Annotated in this window: 20 protein-coding genes; 18 read left to right on the forward strand and 2 right to left on the reverse strand. The window is 29.5% G+C overall.

The genetic code is table 11. The annotated features are described in order from the left end of the window. Nucleotides 1-74 precede the first annotated feature (74 nt). Nucleotides 75-1,493: a cysteine--tRNA ligase gene (gene cysS, locus Tmeso_RS03865; RefSeq protein ID WP_099188450.1), complete on the forward strand. Its 1,419-nt coding sequence runs from the start codon at nt 75-77 to the stop codon at nt 1,491-1,493. 60 nt (nt 1,494-1,553) lie between these two features. Here the strand turns inward: cysS and Tmeso_RS03870 are convergent, their stop codons facing one another. Further along, entirely contained in the window at nt 1,554-2,417 is an 864-nt protein-coding gene (locus Tmeso_RS03870; protein WP_099188452.1) for a formate/nitrite transporter family protein, read from the reverse strand. Nucleotides 2,418-2,620: 203 nt separating this feature from the next. Between Tmeso_RS03870 and Tmeso_RS03875 the strand changes: the two genes are divergently transcribed. The 17 genes from Tmeso_RS03875 (at nt 2,621) to rlmD (ending at nt 25,436) form a co-directional block, all read left to right on the forward strand. After that, a complete protein-coding gene (locus Tmeso_RS03875) occupies nt 2,621-3,415 on the forward strand; it encodes a formate/nitrite transporter family protein (protein ID WP_099188454.1) in 795 nt (264 codons plus the stop codon). Between the two features lie 334 nt (nt 3,416-3,749). Further along, nucleotides 3,750-5,789 carry a methyl-accepting chemotaxis protein gene (locus Tmeso_RS03880; RefSeq protein ID WP_187296213.1) on the forward strand — a complete coding sequence of 680 codons (2,040 nt, stop codon included), beginning with the start codon at nt 3,750-3,752 and terminating at the stop codon, nt 5,787-5,789. A gap of 457 nt (nt 5,790-6,246) precedes the next feature. Continuing rightward, a complete protein-coding gene (gene murB, locus Tmeso_RS03885; RefSeq protein ID WP_099188458.1) occupies nt 6,247-7,161 on the forward strand; it encodes a UDP-N-acetylmuramate dehydrogenase in 915 nt (304 codons plus the stop codon). A 15-nt stretch (nt 7,162-7,176) separates the two neighbouring features. Beyond that, on the forward strand, nt 7,177-7,899 hold the full coding sequence (locus tag Tmeso_RS03890; protein WP_099188460.1) for a PHP domain-containing protein: 723 nt from the start codon (nt 7,177-7,179) through the stop codon (nt 7,897-7,899). Between the two features lie 5 nt (nt 7,900-7,904). Continuing rightward, the gene (gene rapZ, locus Tmeso_RS03895; protein WP_099188462.1) at nt 7,905-8,762 is read left to right on the forward strand and encodes an RNase adapter RapZ; all 858 of its coding nucleotides are present in this window, start codon (nt 7,905-7,907) and stop codon (nt 8,760-8,762) included. Nucleotides 8,763-8,774: 12 nt separating this feature from the next. Then, a complete protein-coding gene (locus Tmeso_RS03900; protein WP_099188464.1) occupies nt 8,775-9,899 on the forward strand; it encodes a gluconeogenesis factor YvcK family protein in 1,125 nt (374 codons plus the stop codon). A gap of 66 nt (nt 9,900-9,965) precedes the next feature. Further along, on the forward strand, nt 9,966-10,388 hold the full coding sequence (locus Tmeso_RS03905; RefSeq protein ID WP_099188466.1) for an NUDIX hydrolase: 423 nt from the start codon (nt 9,966-9,968) through the stop codon (nt 10,386-10,388). Nucleotides 10,389-10,419: 31 nt separating this feature from the next. After that, entirely contained in the window at nt 10,420-11,376 is a 957-nt protein-coding gene (gene whiA / locus Tmeso_RS03910) for a DNA-binding protein WhiA (protein ID WP_099188468.1), read from the forward strand. Next, nucleotides 11,373-11,639 carry an HPr family phosphocarrier protein gene (locus Tmeso_RS03915; protein WP_099188470.1) on the forward strand — a complete coding sequence of 89 codons (267 nt, stop codon included), beginning with the start codon at nt 11,373-11,375 and terminating at the stop codon, nt 11,637-11,639. The genes whiA and Tmeso_RS03915 overlap by 4 nt, the downstream gene beginning before the upstream one ends. 88 nt (nt 11,640-11,727) lie before the next feature. Beyond that, on the forward strand, nt 11,728-15,213 hold the full coding sequence (locus Tmeso_RS03920) for a DNA polymerase III subunit alpha (protein ID WP_099188472.1): 3,486 nt from the start codon (nt 11,728-11,730) through the stop codon (nt 15,211-15,213). A gap of 196 nt (nt 15,214-15,409) precedes the next feature. Beyond that, nucleotides 15,410-16,369 carry a 6-phosphofructokinase gene (gene pfkA / locus Tmeso_RS03925; RefSeq protein ID WP_099188474.1) on the forward strand — a complete coding sequence of 320 codons (960 nt, stop codon included), beginning with the start codon at nt 15,410-15,412 and terminating at the stop codon, nt 16,367-16,369. Nucleotides 16,370-16,424: 55 nt separating this feature from the next. Then, nucleotides 16,425-18,182 (forward strand): pyruvate kinase, encoded by a 1,758-nt coding sequence (gene pyk, locus Tmeso_RS03930; RefSeq protein WP_099188476.1) that lies wholly within the window; start codon nt 16,425-16,427, stop codon nt 18,180-18,182. A 216-nt stretch (nt 18,183-18,398) separates the two neighbouring features. Beyond that, nucleotides 18,399-18,983, forward strand: coding sequence for a TetR/AcrR family transcriptional regulator (locus tag Tmeso_RS03935; RefSeq protein ID WP_187296214.1), 585 nt, complete (start codon nt 18,399-18,401; stop codon nt 18,981-18,983). A 95-nt stretch (nt 18,984-19,078) separates the two neighbouring features. After that, nucleotides 19,079-21,070 (forward strand): methyl-accepting chemotaxis protein, encoded by a 1,992-nt coding sequence (locus tag Tmeso_RS03940; RefSeq protein ID WP_099188480.1) that lies wholly within the window; start codon nt 19,079-19,081, stop codon nt 21,068-21,070. A 204-nt stretch (nt 21,071-21,274) separates the two neighbouring features. Continuing rightward, nucleotides 21,275-22,855, forward strand: a complete 1,581-nt coding sequence (locus Tmeso_RS03945; RefSeq protein ID WP_099188482.1) for a sodium-dependent transporter — start codon at nt 21,275-21,277, stop codon at nt 22,853-22,855. A gap of 255 nt (nt 22,856-23,110) precedes the next feature. Continuing rightward, complete coding sequence (locus Tmeso_RS03950) at nt 23,111-23,806, forward strand: hypothetical protein (RefSeq protein WP_099188484.1); 696 nt, start codon at nt 23,111-23,113, stop codon at nt 23,804-23,806. A 271-nt stretch (nt 23,807-24,077) separates the two neighbouring features. Next, complete coding sequence (gene rlmD / locus Tmeso_RS03955) at nt 24,078-25,436, forward strand: 23S rRNA (uracil(1939)-C(5))-methyltransferase RlmD (protein ID WP_099188487.1); 1,359 nt, start codon at nt 24,078-24,080, stop codon at nt 25,434-25,436. 77 nt (nt 25,437-25,513) lie between these two features. Here rlmD and Tmeso_RS03960 read toward each other — a convergent pair whose 3' ends face one another. Continuing rightward, entirely contained in the window at nt 25,514-26,638 is a 1,125-nt protein-coding gene (locus tag Tmeso_RS03960; protein ID WP_099188489.1) for a site-specific integrase, read from the reverse strand. Nucleotides 26,639-26,790: the final 152 nt, after the last annotated feature.

Below are 26,790 nucleotides of genomic sequence, written 5' to 3' on the forward strand. Positions count from 1 at the left end.
TTTTTCTTTATATTAAGATAAGCTATGACTTTTCTGTAGTTTTTTTGTATAAAAAAACAGAAGGGGGTAATAAAATGAGCCTAAAAATTTATAACACATTAACAAAATCACAGGAAAAGTTTATACCAATAGAAAACGGAAAAGTGAAAATGTATACTTGTGGTCCAACTGTATATAATTTTGCTCATATTGGAAATTTAAGAACTTATATCTTCGAAGATATATTAAAAAGAGTTCTCGAATATGGAGGTTATGAAGTTAAACATATAATGAATATAACGGATGTAGGACATTTACAGTCTGATGCAGATGATGGTGAGGATAAAATGAGAATGGGAGCTAAAAGAGAACATAAAAGTGTATTAGAGATAGCTAGATTTTATGAAGATGCATTTATTAAGGATTTGGAAAAACTAAATATAAAGCTTCCAACAGCAGTACCAAGAGCGACAGAACATATTGAAGATATTATAAATTTAATAAAAACTTTAGAAGAAAAGGGATATACTTATACAGCTAATAAAAATGTATATTTTTCAATAGATATGTTTGAAAATTATTATAAACTAGCAAATTTAACTCCCGAAGAACTTCAAGCAGGTAGTAGAGTAGATGTAGATCGCTTTAAAAGAAATCCACTAGATTTTGTACTGTGGTTTGGAAATTCTAAATATGAAAATCATATATTACAATGGGATTCTCCTTGGGGAGTAGGATTTCCAGGATGGCATATAGAATGTTCAGCTATGGCTATAAAGTATTTAGGAGAATATGTGGATATTCATTGTGGTGGGGTAGATCATATACCAGTGCATCATACTAATGAAATAGCTCAATCAGAAGCTGCACTTGGTCATAAATGGGTAAATTACTGGATGCATGGTGAATTTTTAATATTAGATAATGGAAAAATGTCTAAATCAAAGGGCGAATTTTTAACTTTAGATAAGTTAATAGAAGAAGGTTTTGATCCATTAGTATATAGATATTATGTACTTCAATCTAAGTATAGGAAACCTTTAACATTTAGTTACGAAAGATTAGAAGAATCAAAAAAATCTTTAACAGCGTTAAGAAACAAAATAAGTTTTATAATTGAAAATATAGATGAATTCACAATAAAAGATAAATACAAAATTAAAAAATATAAAGATGAGTTTAATAAATATATAAATGATGATTTGAACTTGGCTAATGGATTTACTGTATTATTCGATGTGATAAAAGATGATGCATTAAATAACTTAGAAAAAAAGATCTTAATAGAAGATTTTGATAAAATATTTGGATTAGATTTTATCAAAATTGATATAGAAAATAAAAATATAAACGAAGAAAAAGTAAATTTGGTAGAAAAACTTTTAAAAGAAAGAGAAGAATCTAGAAAAAATAAAGACTGGGAAAAATCAGATAATATAAGAAAGCTCTTATTAGAAATGGATATAGAAATTTTAGATACTAGACAGGGGGTTAAGTGGAAGATTAAGGAATGATCAATTCTAGATATAAAAAATAGAGAATAAAATTTTATTCTCTATTTTTTATATAAATACCTATATAGAGGATTTTTGTGTTTTATTATTTTTTCTTACATATATAAACCAATATACAAATCCTACAAAGATAGCTCCTCCAATTATGTTTCCTAAAGTTACTGGAAATAGGTTGTTTATTATGAAACTTTTCCAGTTAAGAGCATTTAATGCTTCATCTGATAGATGAGAAGCCTCAGCATAGTGAGGGTTTGATTTTGCAAGTATTCCAGCTGGTATATAGTACATATTAGCTATACTATGTTCAAATCCTGAAGTTATAAATAACCATATAGGAAAAAATATTCCTAATATTTTACCTGTTATATCTTTAGCAGAATATGCAAGCCAAACTGCAATACATACAAGCCAATTACACATAATTCCTAAGAATAATGCATTTGTAAAAGATAAAGACACCTTATAAGAGGCTATTTTTATAGTCGTACCAGCTAACATATTACCGCCCATATGAAGCTGTCCTGATTTAACTATCATATATGCAATTAAAAGCGATCCGACAAAATTCCCTAAATAAACTAAAGTCCAATTTATGAACATATCTTTTAATTTTACTTTCTTTTCAAGAACTGCCATTATTATAAGTGTATTACCTGTAAAAAGATCAGCCCCTGCTATAAGTACCATCATAAGACCAGTTCCGAATAAGGCACCTGCCATGGCTTTTCCAAGCCCATAAGTTTCAGGCTTTGACCAAAGTCCATAAGCTGAAGCGTTAGATCCTTGAGCAGCAAATGCTATAAATACTCCTGCTAATATACCTAATAAAAATTGAATACAGTATTTTTTGTTTACTTTTTTTATTCCTGTATCAACAGTATAAGATGCTATTTCATCAGATGTTAGATAATTTTTATCACTCATAAAAAACTCCTTTCAAACTATATTTAAAATAAAAACCACTTTATAAATTATACCATCTTGCATACAAAAAACAATACCTGAAAAAACTGTAAGAAAAAAGATATGAATCAGAAAATTGATAAAAATTAAACAAATGTGTTGTAAGAAAATGGTAAAAGGTATAAAATATATATAAAGCTATAATAATTTTCAGGAGGGGTTTTATGGAAAAAAGATATTTAACACCTAAAGAAGTAGCTCAAGCCACTATAAAAAGTGGAATAGCTAAAGCTAATCTTAAGTCAAGTAACATGCTAATACTTGGAATTTTATCTGGGATATTCATAAGTTTTGGAGCTTATGGAGACATTATAATAATGCAGACATTAAAAAGTATAGATGTAGGATTAATGAAATTTTTTGGGGCTTTAGTATTTCCTGTTGGACTAATGTTAGTAGTTATGTGTGGAGCTGAACTTTTTACAGGAAATTGCTTAATGACTTTAGCTATGATGGATAAGAAAATAACATTGAAACAGGTATTGAAAAACTGGGGTATTGTTTATATTGGAAATTTTATAGGATCAATATTTCTGGTACTTGTGTTATTAAAAGCAAATTTATTCTCTGAATCAGCTACAACTTTAAGTATAAATATAGCAAAAGCAAAGATGTCATTATCATTTGAAGTATTATTTTTAAGAGCGATATTGTGTAATATAATAGTGGTTTTGGCTGTATGGATGGCAACAGCTGCACAGGATGTTGTGTCAAAAATATTTGCATGTTGGTTTCCTATAATGTTATTCGTATTATCAGGTTATGAACATAGCATAGCAAATATGTTCTTCATACCAATGGGTAAGGCATTGGGATTATCAGTTAGTTGGGTCGATATATTTACTGTTAACTTAATACCAGTAACCTTAGGCAATATAGTAGGTGGAGGGTTAATAGTACCTATAGCTTATTATATTTGTTATGTTAAAACGAATAAAGAAAGAGCAAAAAATATATAAGAAAAAATTTCATTTTAAATATTAAAAGATATAGAGATATATCGCTATAGAAAGTAATTTCTAGAGTGATATATCTCCTTTTTATTTATAAAATAAAACAGATAAATAATTGTGAATTTTCATAAAAAATATTAAAAAACATAAATAAGTTTCCGATATATATTACACTAATGATGAAAAACATAATAAAATATGTATTATATAACCAGGTTCAACATAATATGTTATTTTATGTGTTGAAAACGTATTCATATCTGATATTATATTTATTATGGTGTGTAACAAAAAATTAATTTATCTTTTGAAGAAGAAAACACACTACAAGGAGGAAAGTATGAAGAAAAATAAAAGGCGAAGTATTAATATTTCATCAAGAAGTTTTAAAAATAAGATGATACTGATATTACTATTAGTAATAACGGTACCTTTGTGTACATTGGGGTATATGAGTTACTCTAAATCATATCATATTTTAAATGACAATCTTATAGACTCAAGTCACGATACCACAGTATTAACAGAACAAATAATAGATGGATATTTCAGTACTATAGAAATACAACTAGATATGCTTGCAGACAACACTAATCTTAGAAGAATAAATGAGCTTCAAAGAGAAGATATAAATAAGGAGGTAGCACAAAATAAGATTGAAGAATACTTAAGACTTAATAAAGAAAAAAATATAAATATAGAACATAGTTATATAGTAGATAACAGTAAAAAAATATATATTCACCCATATGTAGAGTTACCGGATGACTTTGATCCAACTACTAGACCTTGGTATATAAAAGCTGTTGAAAATAAAGGAAGCACAGCCTGGACAGATCCGTATATAGACACTGACACTGGTCAAATCACTATAACTGCATCAGAAGCTATAGTTGACAATGGTAATATCGTAGGAATAGTTGCTCTTGATATCTCCTTAAATAAGCTATCAGAAGAAATAAGTAAAATTAACATTGGAAAAGAAGGTTATATTTGCTTAACTACTACAGAGGGAGTAGCTATAGCTCATAAAGAAAAAAGCGAGATAGGCAAAAATAATGTAACTAAACTAAATATATGGAATGACATCAAAAGTAAGGATTATGGTTTTGTAGATTATAAATATAATGAACAACGTAAATTTGCATCTTTTATAACGGAAGATAGACTAGGGCTTAAAATATTAGGAATTATGAATGAATCTGAATTAATTAATGATACTAATGCAATAATGTACTTTATATTATACTGCATAGTAGGGGCTATAGTAATAGGAATAATAGCATCTTTATTAATAGCAAAAAGTGTTACGAAGCCTATAAATTCTTTAAAAGAAGTATTTTTACAGGCTTCAAATGGGAATTTAACCGTAAAATCAAATATAAAAACTAAAGATGAATTTGAAGATTTAGGAGAGAGCTTTAATTCTATGTTAGAGAATATAAGGCATTTGGTTAAAGATGTAAAGCATTCGACTGAAACTATATTAACATCATCATCTTTTCTTACAGAAACTACTGAGCAAACTACTGTTGCAACAAATGAAATTGGACAAGCAATAGAACAAATAGCAATGGTATCTAGTGACCAAGCTAGAGATACACAAGATGGTTTAAATAAAATAGAAGAACTTGCAAAAAATATAACTGAAGTTGCTGAGTTGGAAAATAGTATAATGGAAATAACTTTAAAAGCTAATGAACTTAGTGGAAAGGGTATAGATGTAGTCAAAATACTTGATGAAAAATCAGAAATGGCAAAGCAGTCAGCTGTTATTGTAAGTGAAATAGTTTTTGAAGTTGATAAAAAGTCTCAAAATATAGGAACTATAACTCAGGCTATAACTAATATATCAGAACAAACTAATTTATTGGCATTAAATGCTGCTATAGAGGCTGCTCGTGCAGGTGAGAATGGAAGAGGATTTGCAGTGGTTGCAGAAGAAGTAAGGAAGCTTGCTGAACAGTCAAATCAAGCATCAAAAGAAATAGATGAACTTATAAAAGGAATACAAGAAAAATCAAAAGAAGCAGTAGACCGAATGGAAGCTGAAAAAGGTATAATAACAGACCAAAACAAAGCTGTTTTAGATACAAAAGATATATTTGCACAAATTTCGGATTCTATTGGTTTACTTATTGAAAATAATGAACATGTAACTGAGTTTACTAACTCAATGAATAATAAAAAGGATGATATAGTAGGTGCTATACAAAATCTTGCAGCATCATCGCAACAGACTTCAGCATCAACTGAAGAAGTGTCAGCATCAACTGAAGAACAACTTGCATCTATAGAAAGTGTAGCAAATCTTACTCAAGATTTGAATACTCTAGCAAATGACTTAGAGAAGTCTGTAAATAACTTTAAAGTAGATTAAAAATTAATATATTTAAAATCATTTTTAAGAGATACTTTATATAATAAAGTATCTCTTTTAATATTTAAGATGATAGAACTACACTTGCAATTGTTTTAATCAACGGGAGGACTCGTTGGCGACATGAGCCATGCGTTAGCATGTAGCGAATTTTATTATATTTAAAGATATTATATTAATTTCAACTTAAATATAATAATTGATAAAAAAGTAAAGTGGCAACTATTTTTGAGCAACGGAGCCCGGAGGACTCGTTGGCGACATGAGCCATGCGTTAGCATGTAGCGAATTTTATTTTGACCTTAGATTGATTTAGTTATATACTTAAAGATAGTATTATTTTTTATAACGGGTAGCAAATTATATTTGTATTTAAGCAACAGAGTCCGTTAGGACTTGTTGGCTATATGAGCCATGCAATAGCATGTAGCGAATTTTATGGAGGTATATGTATATTATGAATAAACAAAATATATATGATAAATTATGTGAAATTATTGAAAAAGAAAATATATTAGTAGATGAGCCTATGAAGAATCATACTTCATTTAAAATAGGAGGTCCTGCTGACTTTTTAGTTACTCCAACTAATGAAAATCAATTGAAAGAAATTATAAAATATATAAAAGAAGAGAATCTTCCACATTTTTTAATGGGAAATGGTTCAAATCTTTTAGTTAGAGATGGTGGAATAAGAGGAATAGTAGTTAAGATAGCTCAAAATTATAATAAATTTGAAATAAATGAAAACATTATAAAAGCTCAATCGGGAATACTATTATCAACTCTTGCAAAATATATAGCTAAAAACTGTTATAAAGGATTTGAATTTGCAAGTGGTATACCTGGAACACTAGGTGGAGCTATTGCAATGAATGCAGGAGCTTATGGTGGAGAAATGAAGGATGTAGTAAAATCTGTTAAAGTATTAAATCAACAAGGAGAAATAGTAGAACTTTCTAATGAACAGATGGAATTTGGATATAGAACTAGTTTGGTTACTAAGAAAAATTTAATAGTATTAGAAGTTACATTAGATCTTGAAAAGGGTAATTATGAAGAAATAAAGAATATACTTGACGATTTAACAGTTAAAAGAACTACTAAACAGCCTCTTAATGTTCCTAGTGCAGGAAGTACATTTAAAAGACCAGAAGGATATTATGCCGGTAAACTTATAGAGGATAGTGGTCTAAAGGGAGTTAGGCTAAAAGGAGCACAAGTATCTGATAAACACAGTGGTTTCGTTATTAATGCAGGAGGCGCAACGGCTCAAGATATAATAGAGCTTATAGAATTCATTAAGAAGACTGTATATGATAAGTTCAAAGTTGAATTAAATGAGGAAGTTAAAATCGTCGGAGAAAATTAAAAAGGAGACGATAATATGAATATTGTAGCTGATTATCATACTCATACTGTATATAGCCACGGTAAAGGGACAATAGAAGATAATGTAAAAGAAGCTATAAATAAAGGACTTAAAACAATTGGAATATCAGATCATGGATATAAACATATGGCATTTGGAATAAAATATAAAGATATAAAGAAGATGAGAGAAGAAATAGATGAACTAAACGAAAAATATAAAAATATAGATATACTAATGGGTATAGAAGCGAATATACTAGATGATGAAGGAAACATAGATGTAGACGATAATATAAGGCAGTACTTTGACTATATTATGGCTGGTTATCATTTTGGATCAACTCCAACAACATTGATTAAGGGAAGTATAAGTCATCTTATTAATTATACAGGTCTATTTAAAAAATCAGCGATTAAATATAATACAAGGGCTGTTATTAATGCAATCAATAAACATGATATATTTATAATAACTCACCCTGGTGCAAAGGCAAGTGTAGATCTTTTAGAAATCGCAAAAGAGGCAAAAAAGACAAACACAGCACTTGAGGTTAACTCAAAGCATGGTCATTTAACTGTTGATGAATTAAAACTCTTAAAAAATAGTGGAATCAAATTCGCACTAGGATCTGATGCTCATGACCCGAAAGATGTTGGTAATTTTACAAATGGTATAGATAGGATAAAACAAGCTGATATAGATATAAGCAATGTTATAAATATAGACGGGAGATGAAATAATTGAAATTTATAATAGTAACAGGTTTATCGGGTGCAGGAAAAAGTGAAGCTATGAATGCTTTAGAAGATTTAGGTTTTTACTGTGTAGATAATCTACCGCCTACTCTTATATCAAAGTTTGCAGAAATATGCTATCAATCAAAGGGGGCTATTGAAAAAATAGCCCTTGGTATAGACATAAGAGGTAGAAGTTTTTTTAAGGATTTAAATGAAAGTCTTGAAATGCTTAAAAAATTTGGATACGAATATGAAATACTATTTTTAGATTGTAGTGATAATACCCTTGTAAAAAGATATAAGATGACAAGAAGAAATCATCCTCTATCATCGAATACAGATATAGTAGAAGGTATAAAAAAAGAAAGAGAAATTTTAAAAGAACTAAAAGAGAGATCTAATAATATAATAAATACTAGTAATATGAAACCAAGGGATTTAAAAGAAGAAATAAACAAGTCGTATACAAGTGGAGATGCAAGTTCAAATTTAATAATATCCGTAACTTCATTTGGGTTCAAACACGGAATTCCAATGGATGCAGACTTGGTATTTGATGTGAGGTTTTTACCAAATCCATACTATATAGAAGAACTTAGGGAAAAAACTGGTGAAGAAGAAGTAGTTAGACAATATGTTATGAAATCAGATATAAGCATTAAGTTTTTTGAAAAATTAGCGGATATGATAAATTTTTTAATACCTCAATATATTATAGAAGGTAAAAATCATCTGGTTATAGCTATCGGTTGTACAGGTGGTAGACACAGGTCGGTCACAATATCTAATTTATTGTATGATTTTCTTAAAGAAAAAAACTATAGTGTGCTTAAAAAACATAGAGATCATACATTGAGATAATTGGAGGAGCGTATGTACAATTTAGGGGTATGGCTGGTATTTATAGGTATGATTTTTTTATTAGTATCAGCTTATTTAAACTATGAAACAATAAAAAAAAGAAAACTCTTAGATAAAGCTAAGAGAGGACCTAAAGTCGTTGTTATAGGGGGAGGAACTGGTCAATCTATATTTCTTAGAGGGCTTAAGAAGTTTACGAATAATATAACAGCAGTAGTTACTGTTGCAGACGACGGAGGAGGATCTGGAGTATTAAGAGAAGATCTTGGAATGCTACCTCCTGGAGATATAAGAAACTGTATATTGGCTCTTGCAAATATGGAGCCTACAATGGAAAAAATAATGCAGTATAGATTTTTAGAAGGTAAGCTTGAAGGACAAAGCCTTGGAAATCTGTTTTTAGCTGCTATGAATGGAATATATGGGAATTTAGAAATTGCAGTGTCTAAAATATCAGATATATTCGCTTTAACAGGAAAAGTATATCCTGTAACAATAGAGGATATAAACCTTGTAGCTAAACTTAAAAATGGAAATATAGTAAAAGGTGAATCTACAATACCTGATGAAGTAAGACTTCAAAATACCGAAATAGATAGAATATACTTAGAGCCAGAGAGTCCCAAGCCATTACAAGGAGTTTTGGATGCAATAGATGATGCAGATATAATTGTAATAGGTCCTGGTAGCTTATATACCAGTATAATACCGAATTTAATAGTGGATGGAATTTCTGATAAAATAGTAAAAAGTGATGCTCTTAAAGTTTATATATCCAATATAATGACTCAACCAGGAGAGACAGATGATTACGATGTATGTGATCATGTCAATTCAATACTTAAGCATACTCACAATGGCATAATAGATTTGGTAATAGCTAATGATGAAAGTATAAACAAAGCTGATTTGATAAAGTATGAGAAGGATGGATCAAATCAAGTATTAATAGATAAAAATCAAATAAAAAAATTAAACTCTATAAATATTTCTGTTATACAAACAAATCTTGTTGAAGTTAGGAAGAAGTATATAAGACACAACTCTGAAAAGATAGGTAGCATTATAGTTGGTTTGACTAGGAAGAGCAACTTTAGTTGTTTTATTAAAAACTTTCTTAATAAATTTAACTCCTAATATAGAGGATTTGAAGTTTTTATGTAGAATTTTTTATTATTATGCTTTTTTTAAGGAGTGAGAAATATGAGAGAAGAGATTAGTGCTGGTGGTGTGGTATTATTTGGAAATGCAATACTTCTCTTAAGAAAATATAACGGAGATTGGGTACTTCCAAAAGGGAAAGTAGAAAAAAATGAGGAAAAAGATGAAGCAGCATTGAGAGAAGTATTTGAAGAGTCAGGTGTAAAAGGAGAAATTATTAAATATTTAGGAGAAATTCATTATACGTTTAAAGAAAACTGGGATGAAAATAAGACTGTTCACAAAACTGTTTTTTGGTATCTTATGAAAGCAAAGACTATGAATACCATTCCTCAAAGAGAAGAAGGTTTTGTAGATGCTAAATTTATACACATTAATAGGGTTGTAGACCTTGCAAAGTATGATGATGAGAAAGAGATAATTAAGGTTGCACTGAATGAAATAAAAAAATTATATTTAATTTAAATAATTTTTTAAAATGGTATAGGTGAGAAAAATGTCATTTTCAAGTAAAACTAAGAATGAACTAGTAAGAGTTACTTCTTCAAATCAAAAATGTAATATAGCAGAACTTTCAGGAATAATAAGAATGAGTGGAACTATTAAATTAAAGGGATTTCAAAAGTTAAATCTTGAAGTAGCTACGGAAAATGCAGCTATAGCTAGAAAAGTATTTAAGCTTTTGAAATCAAACTTTAATATCCAAACTCAAATAATGGTAAAGAAAAATAGAAATCTGAAAAAAAACAATAGCTATATATTAAGTATAACTAGTGAAATGGGAGCAAGCACTTTATTAAAGGAACTAGGTATATTAAGCGAAGGTAACAATATTATTATAAATAATAATATACCTAGTGATATAATAGAGAATAATAATCTTAAAAAATCTTATATAAGAGGTGCATTTTTAGGAGGAGGATCAGTTAGTGATCCAGAAAAAACGTACCATTTAGAATTTGTAACTAATAAAGAACAGTACAGTATAGCTCTTAGTAACCTAATAAACTCATTGGGATTTAATAGCAAGATAGTTATAAGAAAGAGTAATTATGTTATTTATTTAAAAGAAAGTGAGCAGATATCCGATTTATTAAATATAATGGGAGCTCATAGTGCGCTTCTTGATTTAGAAAATGTTAGAATAGTAAAGCAAATGAGAAATGATGTAAACAGGATTGTTAATTGTGAAACAGCAAATTTGAGTAAAACTGTAAATGCAGCTATAAGGCAAATACATAATATCGAGTATATAAAAAATACAATTGGACTTGAATCACTGCCTAAGAACTTACAAGAAATAGCTTATATGAGAATAGAGTATCAAGATCTGAGCTTAAAAGAATTAGGTGAAATTCTAAATCCTCCAATTGGAAAGTCTGGGGTTAATCATAGACTTAGAAAATTAGAACAAATAGCAGAAGATTTAAAAGGAAAGGGTAGGGGAATATGATAAGAAAAGAGTTTGAAATTTTTAATAAAGTAGGACTTCATGCAAGACCAGCAGCTTTATTCGTTCAAACTGCTAGTAAATTCGAATCTCAAATATCTATTGAGAAAGATAATAGAACAGTAAATGGTAAATCTATAATGGGAGTGCTAACACTAGGAGCATCATTTGGTGATAAAGTTACTATTATTATAGATGGGTTTGATGAGAATGAGGCTATTAAGGTTATTGAAGAGTTTTTTAATGAAAAATTGAAGAATCTATAGAAAAATCCCCTAGTTTTAGGGGATTTTATTTTTAAAAAAATATATTCATGATAAAATGATAGTACTATTATAAAATGGAGGTGATTATATGATAAAAGATTTTGCTCATCTTCATGTGCATACACAGTATAGTTTGCTTGATGGATTTGCGCGAATAGATAAGCTGATTAAAAGAGCTAAGGAACTAAATATGAAGTCCGTTGCTATTACTGATCATGGATGTATGTTTGGTGTGATAGATTTTTATAAAAGAGCTAAAAAAGAGGGTATAAAACCTATAATAGGATGTGAAGTTTATACTGCGCCTAGATCTTTAAAGGATAAAGACCCTAATTTTGATAAGTATCAAGGTCATTTGGTTCTTCTTGCAAAGAATATGACAGGATACAAAAACCTTATAAAGCTCGTTTCAAAGGCTTATGTTGAAGGTTTTTACTATAAGCCAAGGGTTGATTATGAAGAACTTAAAAAACATAGTGATGGAATAATAGCTTTGTCTGCTTGTCTTGGAGGGGATATACAGCAACATCTTATGAAGAGAAATTATGATAAGGCAAAGGAAATAGCGCTTAATTTAAATGAGATGTTTGGACAAGATAACTTTTATCTTGAAATTCAAGATCATGGTATAAAAGAACAAAAAGAGGTTAATTTAAGCCTTTTAAAGCTGTCAAAAGAAACAGGTATACCACTTGTTGCGACTAATGATGTACACTATGTAAATAAAGAAGATTCAAAAACTCATGATATACTGCTTTGTATTCAAACTGGAAAGACTTTTCAAGATGAAAAAAGAATGAAGTTTGAAACACAGGAGTTTTATTTAAAGTCAAAGGAAGAAATGTACGAATTATTTTCATATGCACCTACTGCTCTTGATAACACAGTAAAAATAGCTGATATGTGTAATGTAGAATTTGATTTCAATCAAATTCACTTACCTGAATACGATGTACCAAGTGGATTTACAAAGAGTGATTATTTAAGAAAGTTATGTACGGATGGTCTTTATGAAAGGTTTGCAAATCCATCTAAAGAATTGATAGATAGATTAAATTATGAATTAGATGTAATAAATAATATGGGTTATGTAGAATATTTCTTGATAGTTTGGGATTTCATAAATTTTTCAAAAGAGAACAATATAATGGTAGGCCCAGGAAGAGGAAGTGCGGCTGGATCGATAGTTGCATATACTCTTAAGATAACGGATATAGACCCTATGAAGTATGATCTTATATTTGAAAGATTTTTAAATCCTGAAAGGGTTTCAATGCCAGATATTGACATTGATTTTTGTTACGAAAGAAGAGAAGAAGTAATAGATTATGTTAAAAGAAAGTACGGAGATGATCATGTAGCGCAGATAATAACATTTGGAACAATGGGAGCTAAGGCTGCTATAAGAGATGTCGGAAGAGTTTTAGATGTTAGTTATGCTCAGGTTGATAAAATAGCAAAAGAAATTCCATTTGCTCTTGGAATGACTATAAATAAAGCACTTGAAGTAAATAAAAACCTTAAACATATGTATGAAGAGGATAATGTGGTTAAGGAAATAATAGATACATCAAGAGATCTTGAAGGAATGCCAAGACATGCATCAACTCATGCAGCTGGGGTTGTTATATCAAAAGATTCTGTAGATAGTTATGTTCCATTATATATGCATGAAAATGGAGTTACAACTCAATTTACTATGACTACACTTGAAGAATTAGGACTTTTAAAAATGGATTTTTTAGGTCTTAGGACCCTTACAGTAATAAGAGATGCTCTTGAGCTTATACAAAAGAATCATAATGTAGAAATAGATTTTTCTAAAATGGAATACGATGATAAAAAAGTATACGAGCTTTTAAGTTCAGGGAATACGCTTGGAATATTCCAATTAGAAAGTGCTGGAATGAGACAGTTTATGAAGGATCTAAAACCTGATAATTTTGAAGATATAGTGGCTGGAATATCTCTTTATAGACCAGGACCTATGGATTCTATACCAACCTATATAAAGAATAAGAATAATCCAGGTCAAGTAAAATATCTTCATGAAAAATTAGAATCTATACTTGATGTAACTTATGGATGCCTTGTTTATCAAGAACAGGTAATGAGGGTGGTTAGAGATTTAGCTGGATATTCTTATGGACGAAGTGATTTGGTTAGACGTGCCATGGGGAAAAAGAAAATGGATGTAATGGAGCAGGAAAGACAATATTTTATACATGGTAAATTTGATGACAATGGAGAAATCGAAATAGAAGGTTGTGTTAGGAACGGAGTAAGTGAAGAAATAGCAAACCAAATATACGATGAAATGATAGATTTTGCCAAGTATGCATTTAACAAATCACATGCAGCTGCATATGGAGTTTTAGGATACCAAACTGCATATTTAAAGGCACATTATCCTGTAGAATTTATGGCAGCTCTTATAACCAGTGTAATGGGAAATACAGATAAGGTTGTAGAGTATATAAGGGAATGCAATAGTCTTGGAATACAGGTTTTAAAGCCAGATATAAAGAAGAGTTTTGGAAAATTTGCGGTTGAAGAAAAAAATATAAGGTTTGGACTTGAAGCTGTAAAAAATGTAGGTGCAAATGCTATAAGAGATATAGTACAACAAAGAGAAATAAGTGGCGAATTTGATGACTTTGTTGAATTTTGTAAAACTATTAATTCCAAGGATTTAAATAAACGAGTTATAGAATCTCTTATAAAATGTGGAGCGTTTGACAGTATAAGTCCGAATAGAGCGCAACTTATGGCTGGTTATGAAAAAATAATAGAAAGTATAATAAGCGATAAGAAAAAAAATATTCAAGGACAGATATCTTTATTTGAAATAGGCGACAAAAAAGAAGAAAATAATATATATACACTTCCTGATGTATCTGAATTTAAAGAAAAAGAGAAACTTTTATTAGAAAAGGAAGTTTTAGGTATGTATATAAGTGGGCATCCATTATCACAATATGAAAGAGAGCTTAAAGTTAATACTAATATAAATAATCTTATTATTTCTAAAACTCAGGAAGAGGATTATCAAAAATTCTTGAAAATGGATAATAAAGAGGTTGTTATAGGTGGTATAATAATAAGCAAAACTATAAAAACTACTAAGAGAAACGATATAATGGCATTTATAGAAGTAGAAGATTTAGATGGGAGTATAGAAGTAATAGTGTTTCCAAGAATTCTTCAAAAATACTCAGATATTATACTGGAAGATAAAATTATATATATAAAAGGAAGTTTGAGTATAAAAGAAGGAGAAAATGCAAAAATTATAGCTAATGAAATTGAAGAAATAATAAAAATTGATGATAAAGAATTATGGATTAAATTAAATGATATAAAAGACAATGAACAATTATATACTCTGAAACAAATACTAAATAAACACAAAGGAAATTCATTAGTTTGCTTATATTGTCAAAAGTCAAAAAAAGCATTTAAAGCAGAAAAAAATTGCATGGTTGGCTTAAATGAAGAGTTAATTAATGAATTACAAGAATTTTGTGGTGTTCAGAATATTAAAATCAAAAATATAAGTTCAAAAAATATTTAAAATTATGTTATAATATATGATATTAGAGATAAAATATAGTCTTTATATTTTATCTCTAAAGTAAATCATAATATTTTCGATTTAGGGATAACATTTAAAAGCTAACTAAAATATAAATAATATTTTTTTAAACGTGGTGGGATGAAAAAGAATACATAGGGACCACGAATGTCCCTTTATAATAGGAGGTATAAAAATGAAAAAAATAGCTGTATTAACAAGCGGAGGTGATGCTCCAGGAATGAATGCTGCTGTAAGAGCTGTTGCACGTTCTGCTATATACAATGGATGCAAAGTTTATGGAGTTAACAGAGGATACAGAGGTCTAATAGATGGAGATTTATTTGAAATGGATTTATCTTCTGTTGGAGATATAATACATAGAGGAGGAACTATATTAAAATCTGCTAGATGTTTAGAGTTTATAGAAGAAGAAGGAAGACAAAAGGCACTGAATGTATTAAAAGTATTTGGGATAGATGGGCTTGTTGTAATAGGAGGAGATGGATCTTTTCAAGGAGCTCAGAAACTAAGTGAAATGGGATTCCCAGCGGTAGGTATTCCAGGAACAATAGATAATGATTTAGCTTACACAGACTACACTATAGGATTTGATACTGCTCTTAATACAGTTATAGATGCAATAACTAAAATAAGAGATACATCATACTCTCATGAAAGATTGAGTATAATAGAAGTTATGGGAAGACATTGTGGAGATATAGCACTTTATGCAGGGCTTGCAGGTGGAGCTGAGATTATAATAATCCCAGAGGCTGAATACAATGAAGATGATATATGTAAAAAATTAATACAAAGTAAAAATAGAGGAAAAGCTCACAGTATAATCATGCTTGCAGAGGGTATAGGTGGGTCTCAAGATTTAGCTGAAAGAATAAAGGATAAGACTGGTATAGAATCGAGAGCTACAATACTTGGACATATTCAAAGAGGTGGAAGTCCTAGTGCGTTTGATAGAATAATAGCTAGCCAAATGGGGGCAAAAGCTGTGGAATTATTAATAGGTGGGAAATCTTCAAGGGTTGTAGGTATAAAGAATAACTCTATAATAGATATGGATATACATGAAGCTTTAGCTATAGAAAGAAAACTTAATAAGGATATCTACAAGCTAGTAGATGTATTATCTATATAAATATTATAATTTTATTTTGATATATAAAGTTAAAACTATTTAAGGAGGATTAATAATGTTAGAAAAAAAGACCAAAATTGTTTGTACAATAGGACCTGCAAGTGAAAAAAAAGAGGTGCTAAAAGAACTTGTAAATAACGGATTAAATGTATGTAGACTTAACTTTTCTCACGGAGATCATGAAGAACACGGAAAAAGAATGGATACGATTAAAGAATTGAGAGAAGAATTAAATAAACCAATAGCAATACTTCTTGATACAAAAGGACCTGAAATAAGAACTGGTAAGTTTGAAGATCCTGAAGTTTCACTTGAAGAAGGGCAAACTTTCACTATAACTATGAAGGATATACTTGGAACGAAAGAAATGTGTACAGTAAGCTATAAAGAACTTGTAAATGATGTAGTAGTAGGAGACACTATATTAATAGATGATGGTCTTGTAGGACTTAAGGTACAAGAAATAAAAGGTGAAGAAATAGTTTGTTTAGTTGAAAATGCAGGTATTGTAAAAAACAATAAAGGTGTAAATGTACCAGGAGTTAAAATTAATCTTCCAGCTATAACTGAAAAAGATAGAAGTGATATAGAATTTGGTATAAAGCAAGGAATAGATTTTATTGCAGCATCTTTCGTTAGAAAAGCATCTGATGTGATTGCTATAAGAGAGATACTTGAGGCTAATAATGCAGGAGATATTCAAATAATATCAAAAATCGAGAACCAAGAAGGGGTAGACAATATAGATGAAATTCTTGAGATTTCTGATGGAATAATGGTAGCTAGAGGGGACTTAGGAGTTGAAATACCAACTCAAGAGATACCTATAGCTCAAAAGATGATGATTAGAAAATGTAATGAGCTTGGAAAGCCTGTTATAACTGCAACTCAAATGCTTGATTCTATGATAAGAAACCCAAGACCTACAAGAGCAGAAGTTACAGACGTTGCAAATGCTATTTATGATGGGACAGATGCTATAATGCTTTCAGGAGAAACTGCCGCTGGAAGATATCCAGTTGAAGCTGTTAGAACAATGGCATTAATAGCTAAAAGGACAGAAGATTCTCTTGAGTACAACAATATATTAAAGTCTAAGAAATTAAATCAAGTGAATGTTACTAATGCAATAAGTCATGCAACTTGCACAACAGCTATTGATTTAAAAGCTTCTGCAATAGTAACATCAACATCTTCAGGGCATACGGCTAGAATGGTATCTAAATTTAGACCACAAGCTCCTATAGTTGCAGCTACTAACTGTGAAAAAGCTATGAGAAGACTTGCTCTTAGCTGGGGAGTATATCCTGTATTAACTTCAGCTGCAACTTCAACTGATGAAGTTATAGATAATTCTATTGAAACTGCCCTTGAAGCAGGATACATTAACAATGGGGAATTAGTGGTGATAACTGCAGGAGTACCTGTTGGGGTAACTGGAACAACTAACTTAATAAAGGTTCATGTTGTAAGTGAAATAATAACTAAAGGTATAGGTATAGGTAGAAAAGTTGTAAGCGGAAAAGTTTGTCTAGTGAATAATGCTTCTGAGATAAAGGATAATTTTGATCAAGGAGATATAATAGTTACTAATTTAACTGATGTAGATATGAATGATTATATCGAAAAATCTTCTGCAATAATAACACAAGAGGGCGGAATTACAAGTCATGCAGCTATAGTGGGGCTTAATCTAGAAAAAGCTGTAGTAGTTTCAGCAAAAGATATAATGAGTCGTGTAAAAAATGGAGAAATAATTACTGTAGATACTGCTAGTGGAATAATATATAAAGGAAATACAAGAGTTTTATAAAAATAAAAAGTAAGTCTATGATAAGCCACTGAAAAAGTGGCTTTTTTATTTCATAAATTACCATTACAAGAAGTGATAACTTTATAAAAAATATATAAAATATAATAGAATTATGACGATAAATATATCAACTAATACAAGTGAAAGTTAAAATTACTAAAACTCTATAGGAATTAAGTTCTGCTTTATATTGAATTATTAATGGAGGATTACATGATGACATCAAAAAAAATAAAACAATCAACTTTGGAACTTATATCCCAAAGAGGGTATTCTGAGACAACTTTATCGTTGATAGCAAAAAGAGTGGGAATAAAAAAACCTTCTATATATAGTCATTTTCAAAGTAAAGAGGATATATTTTTTTCTATACTAGAAGATGAGACTAAAAATTTAAATATGTACATAGAATCTATATTTGATGATATAAAAAAATTAGATTTAGAAGAAATGTTATATCAGTTTATATGTAAATTTGTTAAGTATTTTGATAACAATATAGTGTTAGCTAAATTTTGGAATATAATAATGTATTTTCCACCTAATAATTTAGAACAAAATTTCAAACTGGAATTTGATATAATTAAAAATAAAATTAATAAATTTATGTATACTAGTATTAAAGAAAAAATAAATAGCGAAAAATTTGATAAAGAAAAAATGGAAAATATAATATATTCATATGAATTAATATTAAGAGGAATTCTTACTATGATTATATATGATGATAACTTTACTATAGATAAAATAGAACGTATATGTGCAGTTTATTGTAGTGGAATAAAAAAAGAAATAAGTTAAAACCTTTTTCATTATAAAAATGGGAAAGGTTTTTTTATATAATATGTGATAAAATGTTAATAGAAAAAGACTGTTAAGTTAAGGAGGTATTATTAGTGCTCAAGATAAAAAACAATATAATGTCTAAATTAACAGTAGTATTTATTTTGCTTATAAGTATATCTCTTTGTATTTTAGGTATAACTACATATTATAAAGCTAATTTTATACTACAGGATAAATTAAAGGATACATCTAAACAATTATCAAAGCAGATAGAAGAAAATATTTCAACTATAATACAGGAAAATCAATCTAATTTAGTTCAAATGTCTAGGGATCCTAATATACAGAGATTAGCAGAAAATAGTTTTTTGGAATCAATAGTTGAGAAGACGTTTGAAAGTTTTAAAAATGCTCATGTAAGTGTAGAGAGTATATATATAACTATGGAAAATAAGAAAACGGTTTCATATCCTCGAAATAAGTTTGATAAAGAACATGATGCTACTGAAGATTCGTGGTATAAAAATACAGTTAATAAAGATGATATACATTGGAGTAATCCATATAAAGATAAAAACACAGGAAATATGATAATGAGTATGAGTATACCTGTATATAATCTTATGAATAAAAATGAGTTTGTGGGTATCCTAGGAGTTGATATTTCTATAGATACACTATCTAATAAAATAAACGTATTAAAAGTAGGAAGAAAAGGCAAGGCTACATTGATAGATAAAGATTTAAATATTATAACGGATAAGAATCAGTCTATAAGAGGAACTAAACTAAAAGATAATGTTTTGATTAATAGTATTAAAAATAAAAAAGAAAATACTCTTGATTTAGATAATAAAATAATTATGTACAGACCTATAAGAGGGCTTGATTGGACCATTATACTTACAATGTATAAAGATGAGATAAAGGATGATAATAAAGTATTGATTAAAAATATATTAATAGTTGGAATTATATCTATATTAGTTGCTGTATTCATATCGTATATTTTTTCAAAAAAAATTACAAAACCTATAAATGATTTTTTATATACAATTGATAACGTAAAAAATGGGGACTTTAGTATTAGATGTGATATAAAAAACAATGATGAAATCTCTAAAATTGGAGAAGGATTAAATAATATGTTGAATAATGTTTCAGGATTGATAAAAAATACACAAAATGTATGCGAAAAAGTAAATATCGCATCTCAAAATTTATCGCAAATATCAAATGAAACTAATTTATCAGCAGAATCTATATCTCTTACTGTTAATGAGATAGCCAGTGGATCAATAAGACAAGCCAATGAAGCAGAAAAAGGATCAAATTTAGCTAATAATTTATCCGATAAGCTTAAAGAACTTTCAAACAACACACAGGATATGTTAAAGAGTATAGAAAATGTAGAAAAGGCTAATTTAAACAGCTCAAAAGTCATATGTGAGCTAAGTAGTAGCACTGATCAAAACAATAAAAATACAGCGAAGGCTCAACAAGCTGTACTTGAACTTAATAAAAATGCTAAAAACATATCTAATATATTAGGGACTATAACAGCTATAGCTGATCAAACTAATTTGTTAGCTCTTAATGCATCTATTGAAGCAGCACGTGCAGGTGAAGCAGGAAGAGGATTTGCAGTAGTTGCGGATGAAATAAGAAAGCTTGCAGAGAACTCCAATAATGCAGCTGATGATATAAAGAATATATTAGATTATATACAGATAGATAGCAATAACACTGTTGATATAATAAATATGCTTGAACAAAGCAATTTAAAACAATCAAGCACTGTTGCATATGTAAATACTTCGTTTGATTTAGTAAAAGAATCTACAGATGAAATAATAGAAAAGATAAGATTTATAGGGGAATCTGTTGAACGATTAAATGAGGATAGATTAAATATAGTTGATACTATACAAAGAATATCTGATATATCAGAAGAGGCATCGGCTGGAGCTCAAGAGATAAGTGTGTCTATTAATCAACAAGCACACGATATACATAAGGTTGCAAATTCATCAGATTATTTACAAGAATTATCATCAAAATTAAACAAAGAGATAAGTAAATTTAGAATACAAAATCCATAATTATTGAATATATGCCCTAGATTGTATACAATCTAGGGTTTTCTTTGTTAAAAAATAAATTCAGAAAAGTTTGAAAAATCAATTGATTTATATTTTTCAAAATAGTATAATAATTATTAAATACACTTAGGATATGTATAAAGTATCTACAATATGCATATTATATTAGAAATAACTAAAATGATTAAAGGAGGGAACAGCTAAATGTCAAATTCAAGAGAAAATTGGGGGTCCAAGATAGGTCTTATACTAGCGATGGCAGGTAATGCTATTGGATTAGGAAACTTCTGGAGATTCCCATATCAAGCTGCTAGTAATGGCGGTGGAGCATTCATGATTCCGTATTTTATTGCACTTATTGTACTTGGTATACCTGTTATGCTTTTAGAATGGAATCTTGGACGTTATGGTGGTAAATATGGTCATGGTACACTTGGACCTATGGTTTATCTACAAGCTAGAGAGGGAACAAAGCCTAGAAATGCAGCTATAATGGGAGCCGTAGCAGGATCATTCGCTTTTGCTGTAACGCTTCTTGTTAACTCATATTATAACCATATAATAGGTTGGTCACTAGGTTATGGAGTATTATCTCTTACTGGAGGATATACGGATATGAGTGTATCTACAGGAGAAGTGTTTGTAAACTACATTCAAAATCCATCTATGGTATTTACATTCTGGGTAATAGCTTTAGCGGGACTTGCATTTGCAGTTATGCGTGGGGTTCAAAAAGGTATAGAAACTTGGGCTAAGCTTATGATGCCAGTTCTTTATACTTTTGGTATTGTTCTTGCTATAAGATCTTTAACTATGGGAAGTCCAGTTAACCCTGATTGGTCATCTATGAAGGGTCTTAACTTTATATGGAATCCTGATTTTTCAACATTCACATGGAAATCAGTAGTAGCAGCAGCAGGTCAAGTATTCTTTACATTATCAGTTGGTATGGGTATAATAGCCAACTATGCATCTTATCTAAAGCCTGACGATGATATTATAGTTTCCTCACTTGCAACAGTTTCACTTAACGAGTTTGCAGAAGTTATACTTGGAGGAACAGCAGTTATTCCTATAGCTTATGCATTTATGGGACCTGATGGATTAGGGCAAGGTGTTGGTCTTGCATTTATAGCTCTTCCTAATGTATTTAGAACTATGGGTGGAGGACAATTTGTAGGAGCTTTATGGTTCTTCTTATTATTTTTCGCTGGATTTACTTCAGCAATAGCTATGTATAACTACCTAGTTGCTCTTCTTGAAGAAGATATGGGTATAGCTAGAGCTAAAGGTGCATGGTATATATTCGTAGCATATATTATATTAGGTCTTCCAGTAGGACTTGAAAGTATAATGACAAAGACTGCAGATCTTGCATACTTAACAGAAATAGATAACTGGATAGGTTCTTATTTATTAATTGTTCTTGCAGCAGTTGAGGTTGTAGCTTGTGCATGGTTAATGGGAGACAAAGCTTTAGTTGAAATGAACAAGGGTGGAATTTGGAAGATTCCTAGATGGTTCTTTAAAATATTCCATCAAACATTAACTCCTATAACTACATTTATAATATTAATATTCTCTACACTTGATTATATAAAAGCTGGGTATTTTAGATTAGTTCCATCTTTTGTTGAGAATACACCAGTTTTAGTACCTTGGGTTAATGGAGCAAGAGTAGTTATATTTGCAACATTGATAGTAGGATTTATGCAATCGTATAGATCTATTAAGAGTAAATACGGTAAAGAACTTTCTGAAAATAAAGTTTCTATTCGTATATAATTAGGAGGGATTAATTATGACTAGTACAGCACTTGGTTTTATGATTACAATATGGACCGTTATAATTGTTTGTATAGCAGTTACACTAAAACCTCTATTAAAGAAATAAAGAAAAAAATAAATATAAAACCCCACCGATAAGGTGGGGTTTTAAAATACAGTATCAACTTAGCTGTTTAAATTATAGTGAAAATATGGTACAATAAATCAAGATATTATTCTGAATCTTCTAATAAAAATTTGGAGGTGAATCTAATGAAAGCTCTTACATTAATGAACACATTAGATCAATTAACTGATTTAACTAAAAGTCTGAAGACTATTAAAGAGTCGAGAAAACAAAAATATATTAGTCAATTAAATACACTATACAGCCAATATGAAAAATTAGAAGTACCTACAAATTTAGGTGACGTTTATGATTCTTTATGTAGCAAAGGAAAAGAATTAATAAAGGAAATAAAAAATAATAAAAGTAATAAGAAAAATGGGGATAATATAGAGGTATATATAAGATACTTAAAGGCTGCAAAGGCAGATTTTGAAGGTAGAACTGAATATGTAAATAAATACTATAGATCATTCATATTTACAGCTATATTGTTTTTGGGATTATCACCACAGTATTTTGGATTCGTACTTCCAGCAGTGTTTTTTGTTCCTATGTATTTGGGAATCAAGGGAGTTAAGAGTAGATCTATAAATGGTCTTTATATGAGTATGTCTTTAGTTCCTGTCGGACTTATGACTTCATTTATATGGATAAGATATGGTGTATATGCAATGACTAATTATCAAGATGCTGTTAATAAGGTTATAACGGACACAGGAAGAAGTCTAACTACTGCAAAGGCACTAGTTAGTATACCACCAATTCTTGCGTGTGTGCTTCTTGCAGTAGCAGTACTGCAGATGTATAGAGGATATAAAAGTAAGGATTTATTTGTATAGCAATTATAATATTTATACCAAAAGTCTTCTATATAGAAGGCTTTTTTTATATCTAGTTTTTTTAGATTCTGTGGGTTACGAAAACGCTCTATAAAAATACCGCAAATTCAACGATATTTTGGTTATATAGAAAAAGACAAAAAATATTAGCTAATAAAGTCTATTGTATTAACATAGTGAGTTTAGAGCTTTTAGGATATTCTGTGTTGATAGATATATTGTTTTTTGGTAATATTAATAGACGATATTTAAAATAAGAAGGAGATAGATTATGTTAAATAAAGGTGAAAAGTACACGGTTGATATAGTTGATATAGGACATACTGGAGTTGGAATAGGTAAATATGAAGGTTTTACGGTATTTGTTGAAGGTGGAATTATACAAGATAAGATAGAAGTTAAGATAATAAAGAGTAAGAAGAATTATGCAGAAGGTGAAATTGTTAAAGTTATAGAAAAGTCTCCTTTTAGAGTCAATAGAGAGTGTTCTGATGAGTTAATAGATTGTGGTGGATGTCAAGTTATGCATCTTGATTATCAAAAACAACTTGATATAAAAACTAATTCAGTTAAAGAAACTATTAAGAGAATAGGTAAGATAGAAGATGTTAAGGTTCATGATACTATAGGAATGGATAAGCCTTTTAGATACAGAAATAAAGCTCAATTTCCAATAGGAAAAAGAGGAAGTGAAACTGTATTAGGTTTTTATAAAAAGAAAAGCCACGATATAATACCTATGGATAAGTGTATAATACAGCATGATATGAACGATAAGATAGCTGAGGTAGTTAAGAACTATATAGATAAAAATAATGTTAGTGTATACGATGAAAGAAAACATGAGGGAATTTTAAGACACTTAGTTACTAAGGTTGGATTTAAGACTAAAGAGGTTATGGTTGTTCTTGTAGCCAATGCTAAAAAAATTCCTAATGTAGATGAACTTATAAATGATTTAAAAGAGAATGTTGAAGGATTTAAGACATTGGTTTTAAATGTTAATACTAAGAAAGGTAATGTGGTACTTGGAAAACAAAACAAGGTTTTATATGGGGATGGAATTATACAAGATTATATAGAAGACCTTAAGTTTAATATATCACCTTTATCATTTTTTCAAGTAAATCCTGTTCAAACTGAGGTTTTATATAATAAGGCTTTAGAGTATGCAAATCTTTCAGGAGATGAGAATGTACTTGATATATATTGTGGAATAGGAACTATATCTTTATTCTTAGCTAAAAAGGCTAAGATGGTATATGGAATAGAGATTATTGACGAAGCTATAGAGGATGCTAGAATAAATGCTCAGATAAACAATATAGATAACGTTGAGTTTTATTCAGGAGAGGCTGAAGCAGTAGCTCCATCGCTTTATGAAGAAGGAAAACTTGCAGATGTAGTTGTAGTTGACCCACCTCGTAAAGGTTGTGATGAGAGAGTGTTAGATACTATAGTTAGCATGAATCCGAGTAAGGTTGTGTATGTTTCTTGTAATCCATCAACTCTTGCAAGGGATTTAGCTTATTTAGATGAGAGAGGTTATAAGTGTGAAGAAATACAGCCAGTGGATATGTTTCCTCATACTATGCATGTGGAGTGTGTAGCTAGAATAGTTAGAAAATAACAGGGTTTCAGGCAATTTAATATCATACAAATAGCTATTTGCCAACCATTTGCCAACGTAAATTTTCGTAAGAATTTTTATGTTGGCAATTTTTCTTTTAGTGCATTATCGAAGATATCTATTGCATTTTTTTGCATGTTCATAGAAACATGTGAGTATGTGTCCAGTGTAGTTGATACTTTTTCGTGTCCAAGTCGTTCTTGAACAACTTTTGGATGTATTCCTTGTTCTAGTAGCATAGTTGCATGAGTATGTCTTAAATAGTGAAATTTAAATCTTATTCCTAATTTATGATTTATAACTCTGCTTAAATATTTCATTGTATTAGTTGTAACCATTTCACCATTTTCTTTTGTACATATCATATCCGAATCGATATAGTGTGGACCGTACTTCAACTTATTTTCTTTTTGTTTAAGTTGATGATCTTTTAAAAGTTTATATAAAGTGTTTCCCATTATAATATTTCTTGTACTTGATTTTGTTTTAGGAGTTCCAAATGTAAACTCACCATTTACATTAATTAATATTTGAGTTACTGATATAGTTTTGTTTTTAAAGTTTACATTATTCCATTTAAGACCACAAACTTCTGATATTCTCATTCCTGTATTAAGTCCTATCATAATAGGTACATAGTAAATTGTATCTTTGAATTTAATGAGTATTTCACTTATTTCATCAGTAGTTAAGACTACCACATCTTTTTTATTATCTTTTTTAGGGATAGTAACCATTTTTAATGGATTATGATTAATAAAGCCCCACTTTACAGCCATATTCAAAGCTCCACTCAAAACTCCATAGAATCCGTTGATAGTATTTTTAGCAAGACCTTTATTGTGAGCATCGGTAAAAAATTTTTGAATAGTTGCGGAATTGAGTTTTTGGAGATAAAAGTGTCCGAGTGCAGGATCTATATGATTTTTTATATCGCTAGAGTATCTTTCATAACTTCTATTTTTTAGATTTACCTTAACATAATTTTCAATATAATATTGTAGGTATTCTGAAACTGTTAATTTGTTTTCTTGAAATAAAATACCTTTCTCAAGTTCGGTTATAGTTTTTCTCATAGCTGATAAAGCTTCTTTTTTGGTATCAAATCCAGTTTTTTCTTTCTGTTTTCTTTTTCCATTAATACGGCCGATATCTATAATATAGGACCATTTAGAACCTCTTTTTCTGACATGTCCTTGCATAATTATTCCTCCTTTGGAAACGTATGTTCTGCAATGAAGTCTAATAAAAGAGCAGTATCCCTGCTCATATAAAGTGAAACTTATATTCCAACTGAATCTTTAGTTGCGTGAGAGCTCTTTAAGTTAGCTAATCCAGAACTTTTAGCTTTCGG

It is taken from the genome of Tepidibacter mesophilus (assembly GCF_002724055.1).
GTDB classification, from domain to species: domain Bacteria; phylum Bacillota; class Clostridia; order Peptostreptococcales; family Peptostreptococcaceae; genus Tepidibacter_A; species Tepidibacter_A mesophilus.

Bases quoted from the DNA above. Each gene is read 5' to 3' on its own strand.
- cysS (WP_099188450.1), top strand. From the start codon at position 75: ATGAGCCTAAAAATTTATAACACATTAACAAAATCACAGGAAAAGTTT.
- Tmeso_RS03870 (WP_099188452.1), bottom strand. From the start codon at position 2,417: ATGAGTGATAAAAATTATCTAACATCTGATGAAATAGCATCTTATACT.
- Tmeso_RS03875 (WP_099188454.1), top strand. From the start codon at position 2,621: ATGGAAAAAAGATATTTAACACCTAAAGAAGTAGCTCAAGCCACTATA.
- Tmeso_RS03880 (WP_187296213.1), top strand. From the start codon at position 3,750: ATGAAGAAAAATAAAAGGCGAAGTATTAATATTTCATCAAGAAGTTTT.
- murB (WP_099188458.1), top strand. From the start codon at position 6,247: ATGAATAAACAAAATATATATGATAAATTATGTGAAATTATTGAAAAA.
- Tmeso_RS03890 (WP_099188460.1), top strand. From the start codon at position 7,177: ATGAATATTGTAGCTGATTATCATACTCATACTGTATATAGCCACGGT.
- Tmeso_RS03900 (WP_099188464.1), top strand. From the start codon at position 8,775: ATGTACAATTTAGGGGTATGGCTGGTATTTATAGGTATGATTTTTTTA.
- Tmeso_RS03905 (WP_099188466.1), top strand. From the start codon at position 9,966: ATGAGAGAAGAGATTAGTGCTGGTGGTGTGGTATTATTTGGAAATGCA.
- whiA (WP_099188468.1), top strand. From the start codon at position 10,420: ATGTCATTTTCAAGTAAAACTAAGAATGAACTAGTAAGAGTTACTTCT.
- Tmeso_RS03915 (WP_099188470.1), top strand. From the start codon at position 11,373: ATGATAAGAAAAGAGTTTGAAATTTTTAATAAAGTAGGACTTCATGCA.
- Tmeso_RS03920 (WP_099188472.1), top strand. From the start codon at position 11,728: ATGATAAAAGATTTTGCTCATCTTCATGTGCATACACAGTATAGTTTG.
- pfkA (WP_099188474.1), top strand. From the start codon at position 15,410: ATGAAAAAAATAGCTGTATTAACAAGCGGAGGTGATGCTCCAGGAATG.
- pyk (WP_099188476.1), top strand. From the start codon at position 16,425: ATGTTAGAAAAAAAGACCAAAATTGTTTGTACAATAGGACCTGCAAGT.
- Tmeso_RS03935 (WP_187296214.1), top strand. From the start codon at position 18,399: ATGACATCAAAAAAAATAAAACAATCAACTTTGGAACTTATATCCCAA.
- Tmeso_RS03945 (WP_099188482.1), top strand. From the start codon at position 21,275: ATGTCAAATTCAAGAGAAAATTGGGGGTCCAAGATAGGTCTTATACTA.
- Tmeso_RS03950 (WP_099188484.1), top strand. From the start codon at position 23,111: ATGAAAGCTCTTACATTAATGAACACATTAGATCAATTAACTGATTTA.
- rlmD (WP_099188487.1), top strand. From the start codon at position 24,078: ATGTTAAATAAAGGTGAAAAGTACACGGTTGATATAGTTGATATAGGA.
- Tmeso_RS03960 (WP_099188489.1), bottom strand. From the start codon at position 26,638: ATGCAAGGACATGTCAGAAAAAGAGGTTCTAAATGGTCCTATATTATA.